26 protein-coding genes are annotated in these 15998 nt (G+C 39.3%); 10 read left to right on the top strand and 16 right to left on the bottom strand.

Features of this window, described 5'->3' with window-relative positions:
* Positions 1-4: 4 nt before the first annotated feature.
* Complete coding sequence (locus IGI46_RS18840; RefSeq protein ID WP_429974041.1) at positions 5-889, top strand: MurR/RpiR family transcriptional regulator; 885 nt, start codon at positions 5-7, stop codon at positions 887-889.
* Positions 890-931: 42 nt separating this feature from the next.
* Here the strand turns inward: IGI46_RS18840 and IGI46_RS18835 are convergent, their stop codons facing one another.
* Positions 932-1339: a hypothetical protein gene (locus tag IGI46_RS18835; protein WP_429974040.1), complete on the bottom strand. Its 408-nt coding sequence runs from the start codon at positions 1337-1339 to the stop codon at positions 932-934.
* Positions 1340-1474: 135 nt separating this feature from the next.
* On the opposite strand from IGI46_RS18835, the gene IGI46_RS18830 reads away from it, so the two are divergent.
* Together IGI46_RS18830 and IGI46_RS18825 are read left to right on the top strand one after the other, a co-directional pair.
* On the top strand, positions 1475-1909 hold the full coding sequence (locus IGI46_RS18830) for a MerR family transcriptional regulator (RefSeq protein ID WP_429974039.1): 435 nt from the start codon (positions 1475-1477) through the stop codon (positions 1907-1909).
* Positions 1910-1939: 30 nt separating this feature from the next.
* The gene (locus IGI46_RS18825; RefSeq protein WP_429965200.1) at positions 1940-2791 is read left to right on the top strand and encodes an aldo/keto reductase; all 852 of its coding nucleotides are present in this window, start codon (positions 1940-1942) and stop codon (positions 2789-2791) included.
* Positions 2792-2885: 94 nt separating this feature from the next.
* Here IGI46_RS18825 and IGI46_RS18820 read toward each other — a convergent pair whose 3' ends face one another.
* From IGI46_RS18820 to IGI46_RS18795, 6 genes are all read right to left on the bottom strand, one after another.
* Positions 2886-3272: a type II toxin-antitoxin system HicB family antitoxin gene (locus IGI46_RS18820; protein WP_429965201.1), complete on the bottom strand. Its 387-nt coding sequence runs from the start codon at positions 3270-3272 to the stop codon at positions 2886-2888.
* A gap of 10 nt (positions 3273-3282) precedes the next feature.
* Positions 3283-3471 carry a type II toxin-antitoxin system HicA family toxin gene (locus IGI46_RS18815; protein WP_429974038.1) on the bottom strand — a complete coding sequence of 63 codons (189 nt, stop codon included), beginning with the start codon at positions 3469-3471 and terminating at the stop codon, positions 3283-3285.
* A gap of 140 nt (positions 3472-3611) precedes the next feature.
* Positions 3612-4157 carry a DUF3267 domain-containing protein gene (locus IGI46_RS18810; protein WP_429974037.1) on the bottom strand — a complete coding sequence of 182 codons (546 nt, stop codon included), beginning with the start codon at positions 4155-4157 and terminating at the stop codon, positions 3612-3614.
* 249 nt (positions 4158-4406) lie between these two features.
* Positions 4407-4556 (bottom strand): hypothetical protein, encoded by a 150-nt coding sequence (locus tag IGI46_RS18805; RefSeq protein WP_429965204.1) that lies wholly within the window; start codon positions 4554-4556, stop codon positions 4407-4409.
* 24 nt (positions 4557-4580) lie between these two features.
* Positions 4581-4733, bottom strand: a complete 153-nt coding sequence (locus tag IGI46_RS18800) for a hypothetical protein (protein ID WP_207705297.1) — start codon at positions 4731-4733, stop codon at positions 4581-4583.
* Positions 4734-4747: 14 nt separating this feature from the next.
* A complete protein-coding gene (locus IGI46_RS18795) occupies positions 4748-4945 on the bottom strand; it encodes a hypothetical protein (RefSeq protein ID WP_207705298.1) in 198 nt (65 codons plus the stop codon).
* Positions 4946-5117: 172 nt separating this feature from the next.
* On the opposite strand from IGI46_RS18795, the gene IGI46_RS18790 reads away from it, so the two are divergent.
* The 5 genes from IGI46_RS18790 (at position 5118) to IGI46_RS18770 (ending at position 10198) form a co-directional block, all read left to right on the top strand.
* Positions 5118-6482 carry a sensor histidine kinase gene (locus IGI46_RS18790; RefSeq protein ID WP_429974036.1) on the top strand — a complete coding sequence of 455 codons (1365 nt, stop codon included), beginning with the start codon at positions 5118-5120 and terminating at the stop codon, positions 6480-6482.
* 115 nt (positions 6483-6597) lie between these two features.
* Positions 6598-6939, top strand: coding sequence for a hypothetical protein (locus tag IGI46_RS18785; protein WP_429974035.1), 342 nt, complete (start codon positions 6598-6600; stop codon positions 6937-6939).
* Between the two features lie 213 nt (positions 6940-7152).
* The gene (locus IGI46_RS18780) at positions 7153-8088 is read left to right on the top strand and encodes an ABC transporter ATP-binding protein (RefSeq protein ID WP_429974034.1); all 936 of its coding nucleotides are present in this window, start codon (positions 7153-7155) and stop codon (positions 8086-8088) included.
* Positions 8081-8851 (top strand): ABC transporter permease, encoded by a 771-nt coding sequence (locus tag IGI46_RS18775; protein WP_429965208.1) that lies wholly within the window; start codon positions 8081-8083, stop codon positions 8849-8851. Before IGI46_RS18780 ends, IGI46_RS18775 begins: the two co-directional genes overlap by 8 nt.
* A gap of 321 nt (positions 8852-9172) precedes the next feature.
* On the top strand, positions 9173-10198 hold the full coding sequence (locus tag IGI46_RS18770) for a hypothetical protein (protein WP_429974033.1): 1026 nt from the start codon (positions 9173-9175) through the stop codon (positions 10196-10198).
* A gap of 75 nt (positions 10199-10273) precedes the next feature.
* Here the strand turns inward: IGI46_RS18770 and IGI46_RS18765 are convergent, their stop codons facing one another.
* The gene (locus tag IGI46_RS18765; protein ID WP_429974032.1) at positions 10274-11431 is read right to left on the bottom strand and encodes a trans-sulfuration enzyme family protein; all 1158 of its coding nucleotides are present in this window, start codon (positions 11429-11431) and stop codon (positions 10274-10276) included.
* A gap of 205 nt (positions 11432-11636) precedes the next feature.
* Here IGI46_RS18765 and IGI46_RS18760 point away from each other — a divergent pair, with 205 nt between their 5' ends.
* Positions 11637-11831 carry a hypothetical protein gene (locus IGI46_RS18760; RefSeq protein WP_429974031.1) on the top strand — a complete coding sequence of 65 codons (195 nt, stop codon included), beginning with the start codon at positions 11637-11639 and terminating at the stop codon, positions 11829-11831.
* Positions 11832-11917: 86 nt separating this feature from the next.
* The gene (locus IGI46_RS18755) at positions 11918-12229 is read left to right on the top strand and encodes a DUF1905 domain-containing protein (protein WP_429974030.1); all 312 of its coding nucleotides are present in this window, start codon (positions 11918-11920) and stop codon (positions 12227-12229) included.
* Between the two features lie 41 nt (positions 12230-12270).
* Here the strand turns inward: IGI46_RS18755 and IGI46_RS18750 are convergent, their stop codons facing one another.
* From IGI46_RS18750 to IGI46_RS18715, 8 genes are all read right to left on the bottom strand, one after another.
* Positions 12271-12723, bottom strand: a complete 453-nt coding sequence (locus IGI46_RS18750) for a GNAT family N-acetyltransferase (RefSeq protein ID WP_429974029.1) — start codon at positions 12721-12723, stop codon at positions 12271-12273.
* Between the two features lie 22 nt (positions 12724-12745).
* The gene (locus tag IGI46_RS18745; protein ID WP_429974028.1) at positions 12746-13339 is read right to left on the bottom strand and encodes a hypothetical protein; all 594 of its coding nucleotides are present in this window, start codon (positions 13337-13339) and stop codon (positions 12746-12748) included.
* Positions 13340-13536: 197 nt separating this feature from the next.
* Positions 13537-13707 (bottom strand): hypothetical protein, encoded by a 171-nt coding sequence (locus IGI46_RS18740; RefSeq protein ID WP_207702618.1) that lies wholly within the window; start codon positions 13705-13707, stop codon positions 13537-13539.
* Positions 13708-13750: 43 nt separating this feature from the next.
* The gene (locus tag IGI46_RS18735) at positions 13751-14068 is read right to left on the bottom strand and encodes a GNAT family N-acetyltransferase (protein WP_429974027.1); all 318 of its coding nucleotides are present in this window, start codon (positions 14066-14068) and stop codon (positions 13751-13753) included.
* A 125-nt stretch (positions 14069-14193) separates the two neighbouring features.
* Positions 14194-14766 (bottom strand): TetR/AcrR family transcriptional regulator, encoded by a 573-nt coding sequence (locus tag IGI46_RS18730; protein WP_429974026.1) that lies wholly within the window; start codon positions 14764-14766, stop codon positions 14194-14196.
* Positions 14744-14893, bottom strand: a complete 150-nt coding sequence (locus IGI46_RS18725) for a hypothetical protein (RefSeq protein ID WP_429974025.1) — start codon at positions 14891-14893, stop codon at positions 14744-14746. Before IGI46_RS18725 ends, IGI46_RS18730 begins: the two co-directional genes overlap by 23 nt.
* 468 nt (positions 14894-15361) lie before the next feature.
* Positions 15362-15673 carry a PTS lactose/cellobiose transporter subunit IIA gene (locus tag IGI46_RS18720; RefSeq protein ID WP_429974024.1) on the bottom strand — a complete coding sequence of 104 codons (312 nt, stop codon included), beginning with the start codon at positions 15671-15673 and terminating at the stop codon, positions 15362-15364.
* 4 nt (positions 15674-15677) lie between these two features.
* Positions 15678-15998 carry a PTS sugar transporter subunit IIB gene (locus tag IGI46_RS18715; protein ID WP_429974023.1) on the bottom strand — a complete coding sequence of 107 codons (321 nt, stop codon included), beginning with the start codon at positions 15996-15998 and terminating at the stop codon, positions 15678-15680.

Raw genomic sequence — 15998 nt, 5'->3', positions numbered from 1 at the left:
TCCTATGGAATTACTACAACGCATTGAAGAGTTTACCGTCAGTCAAAACAATACCAAACGGGAAATCGCCGAATTTATTCTGGAAAATAAGTTTGAAATTCACAAATATTCCATCAATCAAGTCGCTGAAAAAACCTATTCTTCCAAGTCAGCCCTAGTTCGCTTTGGCAAAGCACTGGGCTTTAGTGGCTGGAAAGATTTTCTAAACAAACTGATTGAGGATCTACGTTATGAACAAACTCATTATTCTGAGATTGATCCCAACATCCCTTTTACGACGGAGCACAGCTACCAGGAAATTATCAAAAATATTGCTACTGTCCAAATTGAAAGCATTCAGGATACTGCTGATCGCATGGATGTCTCCAGTTTGGAAAAAGCGGTTGCCATGCTAAACAACTCTCGCAGAATCGTCATTCTAGGAGTGAGCCCTAACAACCTGCTGGGAGATATCTTCCGTAGAAAAATGGCTACCATCGGACGATCAGTTGAAGTGATTCAAAGTGGAGAAATTGGTTTGGCATCAAGCGGCTTGACCAAAGCAGACACCGCTATTATTATTTCCTATTCTGGTAACGATGTTTCTCGCGAACCCATGCGTTTTATTCCACAAATGAAGAAACAAGGAGTACAGCTGATTGGGATAACCAGTGATGGTGGAAATTACATTCGACGCGAAATCGAAACAATTCTCAGCATTTCTTCTCGAGAAAGACTTTATAAAAAAATCAGCAACTTTACCACCGAAGAATCGATCCTTTTTTTGTTAAATATCTTATATGCCGGACTTTTCTCAAAAGAGTACATTAAAAACTATCAATTTAAAGTAACAAATTCTATGAATCTTGAAGAAACTAGGATTATTCGACAAACCGATTTGAAAGAATAGCAAAACTGCAAGACATTCGTTTATGTCTTGCAGCTTCTTGCATTATTCCTTCAACTTTAAATCAATCTGCCAATACAGTTTCGCTTCCTCTGTAGTCGTCAATGACTGAATTTGGGACAAGTCACCGGCTAGTTTTCCAATTTTATACCGCGGGATTCCGAGCGTATATTCTTCTTCTGCCAGATTAATTCCCAAGTACCCCCAATCAGGAAAGTAGCAAATATCACCTGTAGCAGAATGACAACACTGTTCACCAATAATGGTTAACTCGAAGAAATCTGAAAAGTAATAGCTTTTAGACCTATCCTGTTTACATAAAAAAGGTTGCTTCAAACTACCAGAAATCAGTTTTTCCTCAAAAAAATTAGGAACAAGCATTACCTCATTCAAGGTATCTCCTATTTGAAAATATAGTCGATCATTTTCTACCTGCCAGAAATGCTTTGTCATCCTTTTTTCCTCCTCGGATTGCTCACTTCCAGTTTAATACTTAAAGTGAACTCCAAAGCAAGTATTTTTTTAAACTTTTCTCTTGCCTTGGAGTTGACTCCATGCCTTATACTATAAAAAAAGGAGGCGAAAATATTGACTATTAAAGAAGCGGCCGATATGTTTGATCTGACAGTGGACACTATTCGCTATTATGAAAAAATTGGAGTGATTCCACCGATCACTAGAGACAAAAGAGGGTATCGGGTATTTACTAAGCGAGATCTGAATTGGATTTTCTTAGCTAAGAGTCTACGTAATGCAGGAGTATCAATTGAGTCGCTGATAGAGTTCGCAGCCTTATCGCAGGTTAGTGGTGATGAACGACTGGCTCAAAAAGAAATTTTGAAGGCGCAATTAATCGAATTGGAGCAAAAACTCAGTGACCTTCATAAAACTCGGGATTTATTGGCTTATAAAATCGAAACTTACGATGACCATATCGCTAAGTTCAACAATGGTAAACTGTCTGATGACGAAGTCGAAGAATTGTGGAAAATGAAGCACTTCAAACGTTATATCAATCGATAATCTAAGGATACTAATGGGAGGAAATTAGTTATGCAATCTATTAAATTAAACAACGGAGTCGAAATTCCAATTTTGGGCTTTGGCACGTATCAAATTACTGACCCAGAGCAAGCAGAACAAGCGGTTTATGATGCTATTCAAGCAGGATATCGTCATATTGATACTGCTCAATCCTACATGAATGAAGAGGCCGTTGGTCGTGGTATTGCCAAAGCGGGAATTCCACGACAGGAGCTGTTCATCACAACCAAAGTTTGGGTAGAAAATGTATCCTATGACAGAGCAAAAGCTTCCGTACAACGCTCTCTGGACCGGCTGGGTTTAGATTATCTTGATTTATTGCTGCTGCATCAACCATACAATGATGTTTATGGTGCATGGCGAGCATTGGAAGAATTACAACAGGAAGGCAAAGTTCGCGCCATCGGCATTTCTAATTTTGCTGTCGATCGAGCAGTGGATTTGGCTGAATTTAATCAAGTGACACCACAAATCAACCAAATTGAAATTAATCCCTTCCAGCAGCAAACTGGAAATATTGCCGCACTCAAAGAAGAAGGCATTGCGGTGGAAGCTTGGGCACCCTTTGCGGAAGGAAAAAACAATATCTTCCAAAATAAAATTCTGACCGAAATCGGCAACCAATATGACAAATCAGTTGCTCAAGTCATTGTCCGCTGGCTAATGGAACAAGAAATAGTTGTTCTAACCAAATCGGTGAATCCTGAACGGATGGCACAAAATATTGATGTGTTCGATTTTGCCTTAACCGATGAAGACAAAGCAAAAATTGCCACCTTGAACGTCGGTGAAAGCCAGTTCTTTTCTCATGCGGATCCGCAAATGATTAAATGGATGGCTAGTCGTAAAATAGATGTGTAACCGACATGCAAAAACTCCTTAAAGCTTAAGCTTAGAGGAGTTTTTGTATGCTACTTATTCAATTAGTGCTGCGCATGACAGCTTTCGTTCCAGCCTAAACTTCTAGCTTATCCATTAATGCTTCGGTCAAGGTTTTAGAAAAATTGACACCGGCTTTTTCAGCGCGCACATTCAGCCAGTGAGGGATACTGACGTTTTTCTTATCCAACTGACCTTCTTTTAAATAATCTGTTAAATTGACGGAAACTAAGGTCACAAATTGCTTTTTTTTGTCAAAGGCTATTTCATTAATCGGTGTTGGATCAGGCAAAGAACAATCTTTTTCAATTAAATCTCCTAGCATTATTCCTAAAGCATCCGCCGCTATCACTAATCCTTCTGGTATCGAGTCGGCCTGGGTAACTGCTCCCTCCACATCTGGAAAATAAATTCCGAAACCCACCGTATCTTGTTCAAAAATTGCTGGATAGACTTTGTTCACTGGATACACCTCATCTTTTTGTATTGGTAGCTTTGAGTACAGAAGCTTCTACAACTCTAGACAACTCTTTTCCATGCTTTGTTAAAATCACTGGCCTTGGATACCCTTTTCGAACAAATTTTCTGTGAGATCCCTTGCCTCCCTTAACTTCAATAAAGCCTGCTCTTCTAAGCAGTTTTTCAGCCTCTTTGATAGTCATAGGCATTCTGCTGCACCTTCTTCCGTATATTATAATGCGCACTAGGCGTATTGTCAAAAATGACTACTAGTACCACTTTTCTTCATTTGTTCTCCATAATATACGCAAAAAAAAACAAACGAAGTTATCCGCTTGCCTATTTAGTGATAAAAATTAATTCCGACTTCCGTATCCTCCACTAAGCTTCCCTTAGGCGCCTGCAGCACTAAACAAATCCAATAAAAATCTCCTGCACATGCAGCCGCATGAAACGTCGCCAAAAATAGATAACTGCCTACGAATAAAATACCGCTTAAATAGGCAATCGTCAGGCTCAACGTAATCAATACAAATGGAGCCAGCGATATCCAGGCGAACTGTCCACGTGAGTATTTTGATCCTGGTGAAGCAGCATAGGCGATCCCTTTTTTGATATTGATGCCAAACTTCACTTTACCTTTTGGGGAAAAGACTCGGAAGAACACTCCGTGAATCAATTCGTGAATGACAATCAACAGAAATGTCCCTGCTGTTACTAATAAAAGCTGCATTACTGAAAAAGTTATAGAGGACTCTTTCACTGGAATGATGGCAGTCACCGCTAGAAATAATAAGAAAAAAAGAACCAGCAGAAAAATAGATACGATGTTCAAACGTAAAATACTTTTCTTATCATTTAAGATATCAACCGATCGAATCAGCTTCATCACACTTCCCCCTTCTTCTCTTATAGTAGAATAAGTGTTTGATTTAAGAAAAGTCAAGCCGCTTTCAGCTGGAAATAGTCTATTTATCAAGGATCACAATGGAATTCCGTAAAAAAAACTGGACTAAAGTCAGACAAAATCTGAATCGATTAGCCAGCTTTATTTGAAAAATTCATGATGAAAAAATTACGAAAGATAAGCTTTCAGTTATTGGTGCTTTAACATCAATTTAAACCATGAGGCTACCAATTAAGCATAAACAAATGCATAATAAATCACATACCACCAGCCTAGCATACCATGAAAAAGTGCCCATAAAATACTGTGCCATTTGCGATAAGAAAGAATGAAAGCCAAGATATTCCCAATGCCGATTCCTGTTTTAACTGGCTGATCCATCTTTTGCTACACTCTGCTTATCGCTTACTTTTCAAATCCTACAGCCACACAATTCAAAGCTGTGTTGGCATTGATCATCGCGTTAATCACCACACCATCATGTGGAAAATGACCATCTCTTTCCTTGTTTTTATTGAAGTCCCGAATTGAGTAAATAACGATATAGGTAAATTTCATGCTTCTTCCCTCCTCTATTGTTTGTCTCGGTTTCTCATTTTATAGACAATCAATTCCTGCAGCAAACTAATCAGTAAAAAAAATAGTCCAATAACTGCTAAAGCAAAACTAATCATTCCCGCATTATCAAAGATGATTGAAACGGTTGCAGAAGCAAAAGCGCAGAACAACCAAACTGCGGTAATCATGTTTCTTCTTTTTTCTAAGGTCATGCTCGTCTTCTCCTTTTCTTCTTGTTAAATCTAGTATACCGATTTGTCAGAAGAATCTGACGATTTTTCCTAAATGGTTCATTTCGCGCCTTAATTGGTCATAATCACCTTGCTTGGTATTCACATCTTCTATAGAATGAAGCTACTAAACAATTTTTCGAGGAGCGTTTAAATGGTTAAGTTCGTTTTTTATTTGGGGTTTAATTACTTAAATATATTTCTGCATTTGATTACTTTGCTCTATGCTTTGAAGCACTTATTCCGTACACCAGTAAGAAAAAAGAACGCTCCTATTCTAAAGAACTGTTTTTGTTTTGCCTTTTTTCTCGCAATAATTGTTACTGCAATCAGCTTTATCGATCTTTGGGACCAACGATATATTACGCCCACTACATCGACTGTTCTATCAATTATTCAATATGTCGGCTTGCTGCTTTGGTTGAAACATTCGATGCATTTGCACGCTTACTGTATACCACTTATTTTAGTTACTTTTATCACTTTTACTGATACCATCTTTTCCACCACTTTACAGTATTTTTTTATTGCACATGAAGCCTTTTTTCTGACGATTCCGTATCCCTATGCGCATCTTACTCACCTCATTTATTCTTTACTGGGTTTCGTGATCAACTTATCACTGATTAAACTTTTTTCTTATCGGATGTGGTTTGATCAGTTGTTAAAATTTCCAAAGCTGATCTATTCAAGTGGCATTATTTATGTACTTTTAGAGCTGGTTATATTCAATAGCAATTTAGAGGATATGCGAAAATTGGGAACAAATGTCAAAAATCTTTACATTTCAGGCGTCTTTCTGCTCTTTTTATTGCTATTCATGGTGCTGGTTCGGGAAGTCGATCGCAACTATCGACTCTCCTACTCAAAAAAAATGCTGGACCAGCAGCAGCAGTACATTGAACATGTAGAGGCTCTGTATAATGACCTGAGAAAGCTTCATCACGATCACAAAAACCTGCTTTCTGGCATGTATTTTCAAGTCAGCGAAGGGAAAATCGATGAGGTAAAAACCTACCTGTCTGAAAAACTTCTCACCACAGATGAACAGCTGCAGGAAACGATTCGTCAGCAAACACAGCTGAACAATGTAAAGATGCTTGAAGTAAAAAGCTTATTGTTAACCAAAATTATGCTGGCTAAGGAACTCAAGGTTACTCTAAATGTGGAGGTCATTTTACCGATTGCGTCCATTGGGATGGAGATGAATGATTTTCTGCGGGTTTTTGGAATCACCTTAGACAATGCTATTGAGGCTGCCAGCAAGTTAAATACTCGCGCAGTGGTAGATGTACTGATGCTTCAAAGCACTGGCTGTGTTGAAATTGTAATCAAAAACCCGTGCTTCGAAACGGTCAACCTAGAACGTATTTGGGAACTGGGCTATTCGACGAAAGGGCAAAATCGGGGAATTGGATTAGCCACTTATCAGGAAATTTTAAATTCTTACTCACAGGTGTTGCGTGAGACCAAAATTTCACAGGATCAGTTTGTCCAGACGATTGTGATACCGACTTAAGTTCTCACACTAAGTAAGCTTGTCTCTAAGAGTAAAAAAGGGGCTCTTTCAGCTTTTTCTTAAGATTTTTATGCTATAGTTAAATAAGTAAATTCTGCGTTAGAAGGAGGACATTATGCAAAAAGTCGTTTGGATTTATTCCATCAATGTTTATGATACCAGCGCACCTTTTGGTTTCGGCACCCCCGGGGTAAGGGCATGGCACGGAAACAAATTTCAGTCCGAAATGAAAGCAGCCTTGCAGCCGGAGATTGAGTTGGAGTTTATTAGTTACAATCCCGCCAGTAATGACATTCCGGATGCTGATTTAGTTCTATTCAATAGTCTAGACGCAAAGCGCTTGAGTGATGAAATTACTGACAAGGGTCTGGCAATCCCCTTCCAAGATCTTTACATGGGAAAAGTTCAGGAGATCAAGGAATACCTGATGCCCTTCTTGAAATCAGCATCAACTTAGCTACTAAATTAGAAAAATACAGGTAGGTATCGTTGGTTCATTTTCTCCAACGATACCTATCTTTTATTTGCAAATATGCTTAAATAAATGGGACTACGCTTTGCTTTTTCTTTTTTTATAGCATAATTTTCATTTCCAGACTCTTCAGGCTTGTACCAGCGAGAATTAATGATAGAATAAAGAATCATATCTTATGAAGGAGTTTATATATACATGACTTATGCACTAGAAATAAACCAACTGAAAAAGGTCTATGGCTCAGGTGTTACAGCACTGCGGGGAATTGACTTAGCAGTTGAGGAAGGCGACTTTTATGCCTTGCTGGGACCTAATGGCGCGGGAAAATCCACGACGATTGGCATCATCACCTCTTTAGTCAATAAAACCTCTGGTCAGGTGAAGGTCTTCGGCTACGATATTGACAAAGATCTGGTTGTCGCTAAACAGCAAATTGGCTTGGTGCCGCAGGAATTCAATTTCAATCCCTTTGAAACTGTTCAACAAATCGTTGTGAATCAGGCAGGCTATTACGGTGTTTCCCGAAAAGAAGCGTTAAAACGCAGTGAAAAATACTTGAAGCAATCGAACCTGTGGGAAAAACGCAATGTTCGCGCTCGGATGCTTTCTGGTGGGATGAAACGTCGTTTGATGATTGCTCGTGCTCTGATGCATGAACCGAAATTATTAATTTTGGATGAGCCAACTGCTGGAGTGGATATTGAGCTGCGCCGGGAAATGTGGGAGTTTTTGCGAAATTTGAACAATAGCGGAACCACCATCATCTTGACTACCCACTATTTGGAAGAAGCCGAGATGCTATGCCGCAACATTGGCATTATTCAATCAGGAGAACTCATCGAAAATACCAGTATGAAGAATTTGTTGGCAAAACTACAATTTGAAACCTTTATTTTTGATTTAGAGCCGTTGGAACAGGCTCCTATTATCAGCGGCTACAACTACCAAATGGACGATGAACAAACGTTAGAGGTAGAAGTGGAACGAAACCAAGGAATCAACGAAGTGTTCCAGCAGCTTAGCAATCAAGGGGTTAAAGTCCTGTCCATGCGTAATAAGTCCAATCGTCTGGAAGAACTTTTCTTGAAGGTTACTGAAGAAAAACGTTACACGGAGGAGATCAATGTTTAGTTTATATCTTACTGCTTTAAAAAGCCTAGCGGTAAAGGAGACCAACCGCTACCTGCGGATCTGGGTTCAAACGCTGGTACCGCCAGTGATTACCACGTCCTTGTATTTCATCATTTTCGGCAATTTGATTGGTGGAAGAATCGGGGATATGGCCGGCTTTTCTTACATGGAATTTATCGTACCCGGTCTAATTATGATGTCAGCCATTACCAGCTCTTATTCCAATGTTTCCTCTTCCTTTTTCTCACAGAAGTTCCAGAAAAACATTGAGGAATTATTAGTGGCGCCTGTACCTACTCATATTATTATTTGGGGCTTCGTAATTGGGGGCTTGGGCCGCAGTGTTATGGTTAGTGCTCTTGTGACAGTAATCTCATTATTCTTTGTTCCATTACATGTCCACTCTTGGCTGATTATCATTATGACGCTGTTAATGACCGCTATCTTATTTTCATTAGCTGGTTTGTTAAACGGAATTTTTGCTCAATCCTTTGATGATGTCTCAATTGTACCAACCTTTGTGTTGCAGCCACTAACCTATTTAGGTGGTGTATTCTATGCCATTTCAATGCTGCCGCCGATTTGGCAAGCCGTGTCCAAGGTGAATCCAATCGTGTACATGATCTCGGGATTCCGCTACGGATTTTTAGGTGTAATGGATGTCCCAATCGTGATTTCAGTCTCGATTTTAATTCTATTTATTGTTGTACTCTATGCCATCTGCTGGCGTTTGATTGAACGAGGACGCGGCTTAAGAAGTTAATGCCCAACCATCCTGATTTCAGGATGGTTTTTTTGTAGCTAATTGTGTCGAAAATTCCTTTTCTTGTTCATTGGTTTTGCCCACTTAATCATTTATAAAAAACACGCAATCCTTTTAAAAGAATAGAAAATCTATTGTATTGAAAATTTTAGCAAGAAATATTCTGATATCTGAACCCTATAATTCGCTAGAAAAAACCTTGATTTTGAAATATTTCATTTAATAACGTTTGTTATTCCAAAAAATGCTTGACCTTCAAAAACATATGTTATATTATGAAAACGTATTCCACATTAGATGAAACCAGAAGGAGTTAGCATAATGAAATTAGGGATGAAACAGGTTACGAGCATGAAGAAAGTTAGTTTAGAAAAACGTTTCAATGATTATTATACCAAGACCAAGGACAGTGTATTAGTCATACAATGCGCGATTGCGGCTGCTATTCGTAACAGTTTTAGCACCTCTGACTTCTCTTTTTTAGCACAGGACTTAATTCGTTCATTATTTCTAACCGATGATGCGGTTCGTTCTATTCCTCTTTCCTGCGTTTATTTTCGCGATTACTTTTCTGATGACGAGTGGCAAACCGTTATCAACCGCTTATTTTCCAGTCCTGAGGAGTTCGAACAAATAACGGGAGAATCCTCCATTTACATAGAAAAACTGCGCCCGCGATTCACTTCTGGTGAACAGCCGACAGATAAGAAAAACAGCATGATTTCTTACTTCAAGGATGCCGCTGGCAAAAGACACAGCTGGACTTTAAGTAACATCAACCCCGACATTACCAAAGAAGAACACTATGCACTTCTCTCAATTTTAGGGACCTTAACCATTTTTGAAAAGGATGGCGTCCGTCGGTTTGTAGAACCTATTTATGCCGATTTTAGAGTCTTTGAGCCTGGCTTTGATCGCCGAAATGAAGAGGAAGCTGCGGAACTGCAGAAAATGATGGGCAGCTTGCTGCCTATCACCACGAAGGAAATTCCAGAGGCTGTTCCTTCATTTGACCAGACAGCCGCTCTTCAAGAACAACTAATCGATTCAATAGATGATGAAATAGAAAACGAAGAGGACGACCTGTACGACGACTTAACTGAACTAGAAAAAGAATTGCCTGACCTAGCAATGAAATTAATTCTGGAAGGCAAACCCATCGATGAAGTTCAACAGGCGATTGACCGGCGAAAAGAAGAACAAGCCTTTGATTCACAAGCTGTTCCTGTCGGTAAAACCCTCAGCAACAAGGAACGCTTTCAACAAGTTCTAGCTCAAAAAAACCGAAGCAAGCAAAATAAATCAAGCCTGCTAAGTCAGATAAATAGACGAGGGAAACGGCGATAATTCGCTGTACCTCATGAAAAACTGAATAAACGAGGGAAATAAAAATAGCAGGAACCCTTCAGCTCCCGCTACCTTTTACACATCCATGATGCTAATTACTTTTCCCAGAGCCTGTTTTAGGTCGACCAGCAAATCTTCGGTATCTTCAATGCCGACTGACAGCCGCAGCAGTCCCTCGGTAACGCCTTGCTTTTCCCGTTCTTCCTTGGGAACACAGGCATGACTCATGGTTACTGGATAAGACAGAATAGATTCCACTCCGCCGAGACTAACGGCTGCAATTGGAATTTTTAAGGCTTCGGCAAAGGTGTACACGGCTGCCTGATTTTCCAGCTCAAAGGATAGAACTGCTCCGCCACTGCTGGCTTGTTTACGATGCACCGCATAACCGGGATGACTAGGCAAACCAGGGTAGTAAACCTTCTTGACTGCAGGATGTTCCGCTAACAGCCAGCTTACTTTTTCAGCACTTTTAACACTTTGTTCCATTCTTAGGCCCATGGTTTTCATCCCTCGCATGATCAACCAGCAGTCCTCAACGCTTAAAACACTGCCGAGAACCTTTTGCTGCAGCACTATTTGTTTTGCCCATTTTTCGTCATTGGTAATGACCAGACCGGCCACCACGTCACTATGTCCGTTGATGAACTTAGTCGCACTATGAATGACCACATCCACGCCCATTTCCAAAGGATGCTGGAACAGCGGCGTCATAAACGTATTGTCGATAATCGTTTGCAGCTTATTCTCCTTGGCGATGGTCACCACCCCAGCAATATCAGTGATACTTAACAAAGGATTCGATGGTGTTTCTAAATAAAGAGCTCGTGTATTCGGACGAATAGCCTGACTCCATTCGTTCAGATTGGTTTCATCTACGAAGGTTACCTCAATCCCAAAGCGATTCATTACTTCATTCACCAGCTGGAAGGTCCCACCGTAAATACTCTTGCACATTACCAAATGATCGCCTTGGTTGAAGCTTAACAATACTGCCGAAATAGCTCCCATTCCTGAAGAAAAAGCAGTGGCAAATTTGCCGCCCTCAACCGCAGCAATCCCCTCTTCCAATGCATGGCGAGTCGGATTGCCGAAGCGTGAATAAGTATATGGTTGACTATCCTTGATAGATGCTTGCTTAAAGGTGGAGCATTGATAAAGAGGAATCGAGGATGCCCCGGTTTCGTCATCAAATACTGAATAGCCGTGAATTAGTTTTGTATTGTCTTTCATTGTCTCTGCCTCCTGTGCTTTTACTCGAACAAACTCGTAAATCTACGACTTTATTCTACCATTACAGAAAACGCTTTCCGCCATTGTGGATAATATTTTAGCAGAATCTCATAACTTGCTTAAACATTTCTCAGAGGGAAAAAAAGTATAATAAAAAACAAAAAGGATTCCTTTGCGTATCTTTATGTACAAGGAGGAAATAATTATGTATTTTAAAAACGCAGTTGGTAAAGTTTATATCACTAAAGAAGCTGTTATTGTAGAAACCACTCACGCCGTCCAACGTATTACGCCTAAACCGCATATTGATGAGAAAGAAGCTTTTTTAGAATTCGAATACCATAACCAAGTGGATGTCATCTCCCAGCTGGAACATCTGTACAAAGTCTTTGGCAAATGAAAAATTAGTAAATTCTGAATCATTCTGTCCTTTTTTTCCAATGGGACCATGCTAGAATTTAAGAAAACGAGGTAAGGAGAATGAGCATGGCGCCTATTGGGTTAAAATATGAGTTTTCAGCCGCTGTTTATCATTATTCATCGTCACCGGAAATGACCGGCTGGACAATGGTTTCACTGCCAAAGGACTTAGCAGAAGCGATCAGAAATGATTTCAAAGACCGAGAAGAAGGCTGGGGTCGCATGAAAATTACCGCTGAAATTGGCAATAGCCTGTGGCAAACAGCTATTTGGTTTGACACTAAGCAGGATACTTACCTGCTTCCTTTAAAAGCTGCTATTCGAAAGAAAGAAAAAATCATCGAGAATCAAATAATAAATGTCGCTATTTGGATTTAAAAAAGTGACAGCTTGCAGGTTCATTCTGCAAACTGTCACTTTTATTCTGCTCTCAATTCCATCGTTAAAAAGACCTTATCCTTCAATTGAATCCCCTCGTCATAAATCGGATGATCATACTGTTCAATAAAGAAATTTTCCAAACGATAAGCCCGTACAAAGCCGCAGCTTTCGTAAAATCTCAAAATCCAGGGAACATCCCCAGTACCAACTAGCATGGTAGAGCCTTTCTCTTTATAATAATCCGCCACATAACTCACCAATTTCTTGCCATACCCTTTTCCTTGAAATTGTTCGTAAGTAGCTAAGCTTTGCAGCTCATAGGTCCCTTTCCCTTCATCGGTCACCACACAAATGCTTTTTAGGTCCTCATCATACAGGGCAAACATGTCGCCCCGTTCTAAATAGTTGTCGATCATATCTTCTTGTTCATCAGCTAAAAGCAATAAATCCAGAAAATCTTTTTTATTGGTTTTGATTTGCTTGATTTCCATTTGGTTGTCCCCTTTATTCCACCTATTCTTGATATAAGCTCTCCATCGTGTAAATATTATTTACCTCAATTAATTCTCCATTTTCATCCTCTTTAAAGTTGGCAATCCAAGAATCATGAGAATTGTCTTCTGAAGCCTGCCGTACCTCGACCGCAATTTTTCCATCTTCATTATAATAAGCAAGAGGTCCATACGGAGATTTATTTAGAAATGCCCATTCAGGGTCATTTTGAGCCCGAGCTTGGAAAAGTTGTGTAACCCGTTCCTCTGCCCAGTTAAGAGTCAATGGTTCTTTGCGAGGAGCCTCACTACTTGAAGATTCGATACTAGAATTAACAGCGTTGTTTTCTTTATTAATTGAGGAGCTAGAAGTAATCGACAAAGACCTTTCGATTTCTTCTTGATTATTACCGTAAATTTCAACTACAAAATAAATACCAGTAGCTGTCAAAGCTAAAACCAGCACACCAACAACAGTCGCAATCATAGCATCCTTAAGCCGCTGCCTTTTAGCAGCCAGATACGCCTCACGCCATTTCGGATCATTCTGTCTGAGCCTTAGGAACTCCCACGTATGCCACGAACCATTGCGTTGAACATAATATTTCTTTGCCATAATAATTCCTCCTAATTCTAAGTGTACCCCATTGAGATGCTCTTAGAAAGTCGATTACTATTTATAAAAAATTTTATGGAATGGTGATTTTAGTTGTTTTCCGTTCATCTTCCTAAATCATTTCCACGAAAAATAAGAGCCCATATTTCAGGCTCTTATGTTAGCTATGAAATTTTGGTATTGATACATGTAAGGTCTTAGGCCGGTATGCATTCATCGTTGAGGTCTTCCTCAAGATTTTCGTAGTGTTCTTTTAAGTGGTTAGGTAAAACGTTGATGGTGAATTCACCGAAGTAGTTGCGTTTCATTTCTAGTTCAATCTTAATTTGTTCTAGCTCTTGAATTGTTCTGTCGGCATTTTTGTTCATAAACATTCCTCCTGATTTTGGTTTAAGCAACTGTGCTTGGTTTTTAAGTTTTTTTGCCAAAGAGAATAGGTTTCGATTTACTGCGATTGTTGAGGTATTTTTCAGCAAAATGGATCAGACGGGTTTCGACATTTTTTTCGGCGAATTCTGGTATCACTGCAATTTCCTTAATTCTGCCTACTGAGGGAGTAAAGAGTTGTACCGATGCGGTTCCAATCATGGTGTTGTCATGAAACGCAACGAGTGTAACGTAGCGACGTTCTTTGCGGTAATTGATTTTTCGATCCAGCAATTGTTTTCTTAGATTAATCGCATCAAAGAATTCCTTGCTGTAGGGTGTACTAATGTGAATCGCGACCATAGAATTCCTCCCATCTTTTGGTTATTAAATGCTTATTCGTTTATTATAGACCAAAAGACAAGTTTTGTCTTCTATATTAAACGTACATTCATTTATCAGCTGCCAGCAAGAGACGCTCTTGCCTGCTAGTATTTCACTGCATCCCAGCTCATTTGAATGATTTCTTCAATCATGGACTCGTTTAAAGCTAGTGTTCCGCTGTAATAGTCCTTCACAAATTGCATGGCTGGATTAATGGTAAAGCCAGCTATGACTGCCGTATTAACATCTTTGAAGATTTTGTCTTGTTTTCCCTCGTCATAAATCGAGTGAAATTGCTGAAACAGCTTAGAAATACTTTCACTCATTTCTTCGTTTAACAAAGGAGAGCTCTGGAATTGTTCAATGAACAGAAATTCCTGCGGATTGTTCATCAAGAACTGAATAAATTTCTTCAAATACTGTCTGTAGCGCTCTTCAATTGGCGCATTTTCGTCATAGTCGGACAACACATAATCACGCATTTTTTTCTTGGCATGGTAATACAGCTTATTAATTAAATCTTCTTTGTTGTCGAAATAAACGTAAATGGTCGCAGCCGAAACATTGGCCTTTTTTGCTATTTGCGACATTGGAGTGTCGGAAAACCCTCGTTCATTAATTAAATCCATCGCTGCATGGATGATGTTATCGCGTTTAGTAAAATCTTTCTTTCTCATGTTTTCTATAATAAACGATCATTCGTTTATTGTCAATTACTTGTTCTTTATCTATTCGTTTGATTGGAAATGACCCTTCTGTCGTCTCAAAAATTAGAAAAGGAAATAGAAATTTTGCATTGCCCATATCAATCTCCTATGATATGGGCAATGATGACAATAAAACATCAATTATTGTGCAAAATCGGATGGCAAGTTCTTTTTCCCCTTTCGGATCAATTTCTCAACAAAACCGTTAGAACGAAAAAGCTTAAATGATCAAACAATTGATGTGTTTCTTTGATTCCGTCAACCCAACATTTTAAGCATTCGGTTTCAATCAAAACAAAGAATCCCTAATGATCTTATGATTCATCATTAGGGTTTGTATTTTTTCATTATCCGTTATTCACACACAGTCACTGGACCAAGGGTGAGGTTGAACTAGTCTCATCACTGACTTCTAAATAAGGATTTTTAATAAAATTAATCAATACACCCTTAGCTGCTCCTCTAGATTTATTTGCAACTTCCGCCATTACAACGGAGTAAATGAAACTAACATAAGTGTCCGTTCCTTTTATCAATGCTTTCGAAGTACTATATACCTTGAAACTCAAGCAATCTTCTTATAAATAGCAATCAATTCTTCCGCTAAATCCGTAAATGCAATTGATGTCATTAGATGATCTTGGCTATGAACCATAAGTAAGGAGACTTCCGTATTTTTACCAGAGGCTTCCGCGGTCAGTAAGCCCGTCTGAGTATGATGGGCTTCTACCAAAGATTCCTTGGCCAACCCAATACTTTTATCTGCTACTTCAAATTGTTGTTCTTTCGCTGCTTGGATCGCTTCCATCGCATAACTTTTAGCATTGCCGCCATGTACAATCAAGCCCATGATCACTTCTAAGTTTTGATTCTCCATTTGATTAAACTCCTTTTTCCATCAATTGAACTGCTGCAGCAAAAACTTTCTCTCCGTCCATCATACCGTAATCCTGCATATTGATAACGGCTACTGGGACATTGATCCGAGCTGCTTTTTCTTCAAACTGTTTAAGCATAAAACGGACTTGAGGACCCAATAGAATCACATCAACCTTACCCTTCTCAATTTCAGGATCAGCTTCTGAAGCTGACAGTGCAAAAATTTTGGCTTCCGCCCCTTGAGCTTGCGCTGCTTTTTCCATTTTTGTAACCAACAGACTAGTACTCATTCCTGCTGCACAGACTAACATGATTGTTTTCAT

The sequence above is a fragment of the Enterococcus sp. AZ163 genome, from assembly GCF_050498925.1.
GTDB lineage: Bacteria > Bacillota > Bacilli > Lactobacillales > Enterococcaceae > Enterococcus_A > Enterococcus_A ferrettii.
The sequence above is the reverse complement of the archived record's forward strand: the minus strand, read 5'-3'. Positions and strand labels throughout refer to the sequence as shown.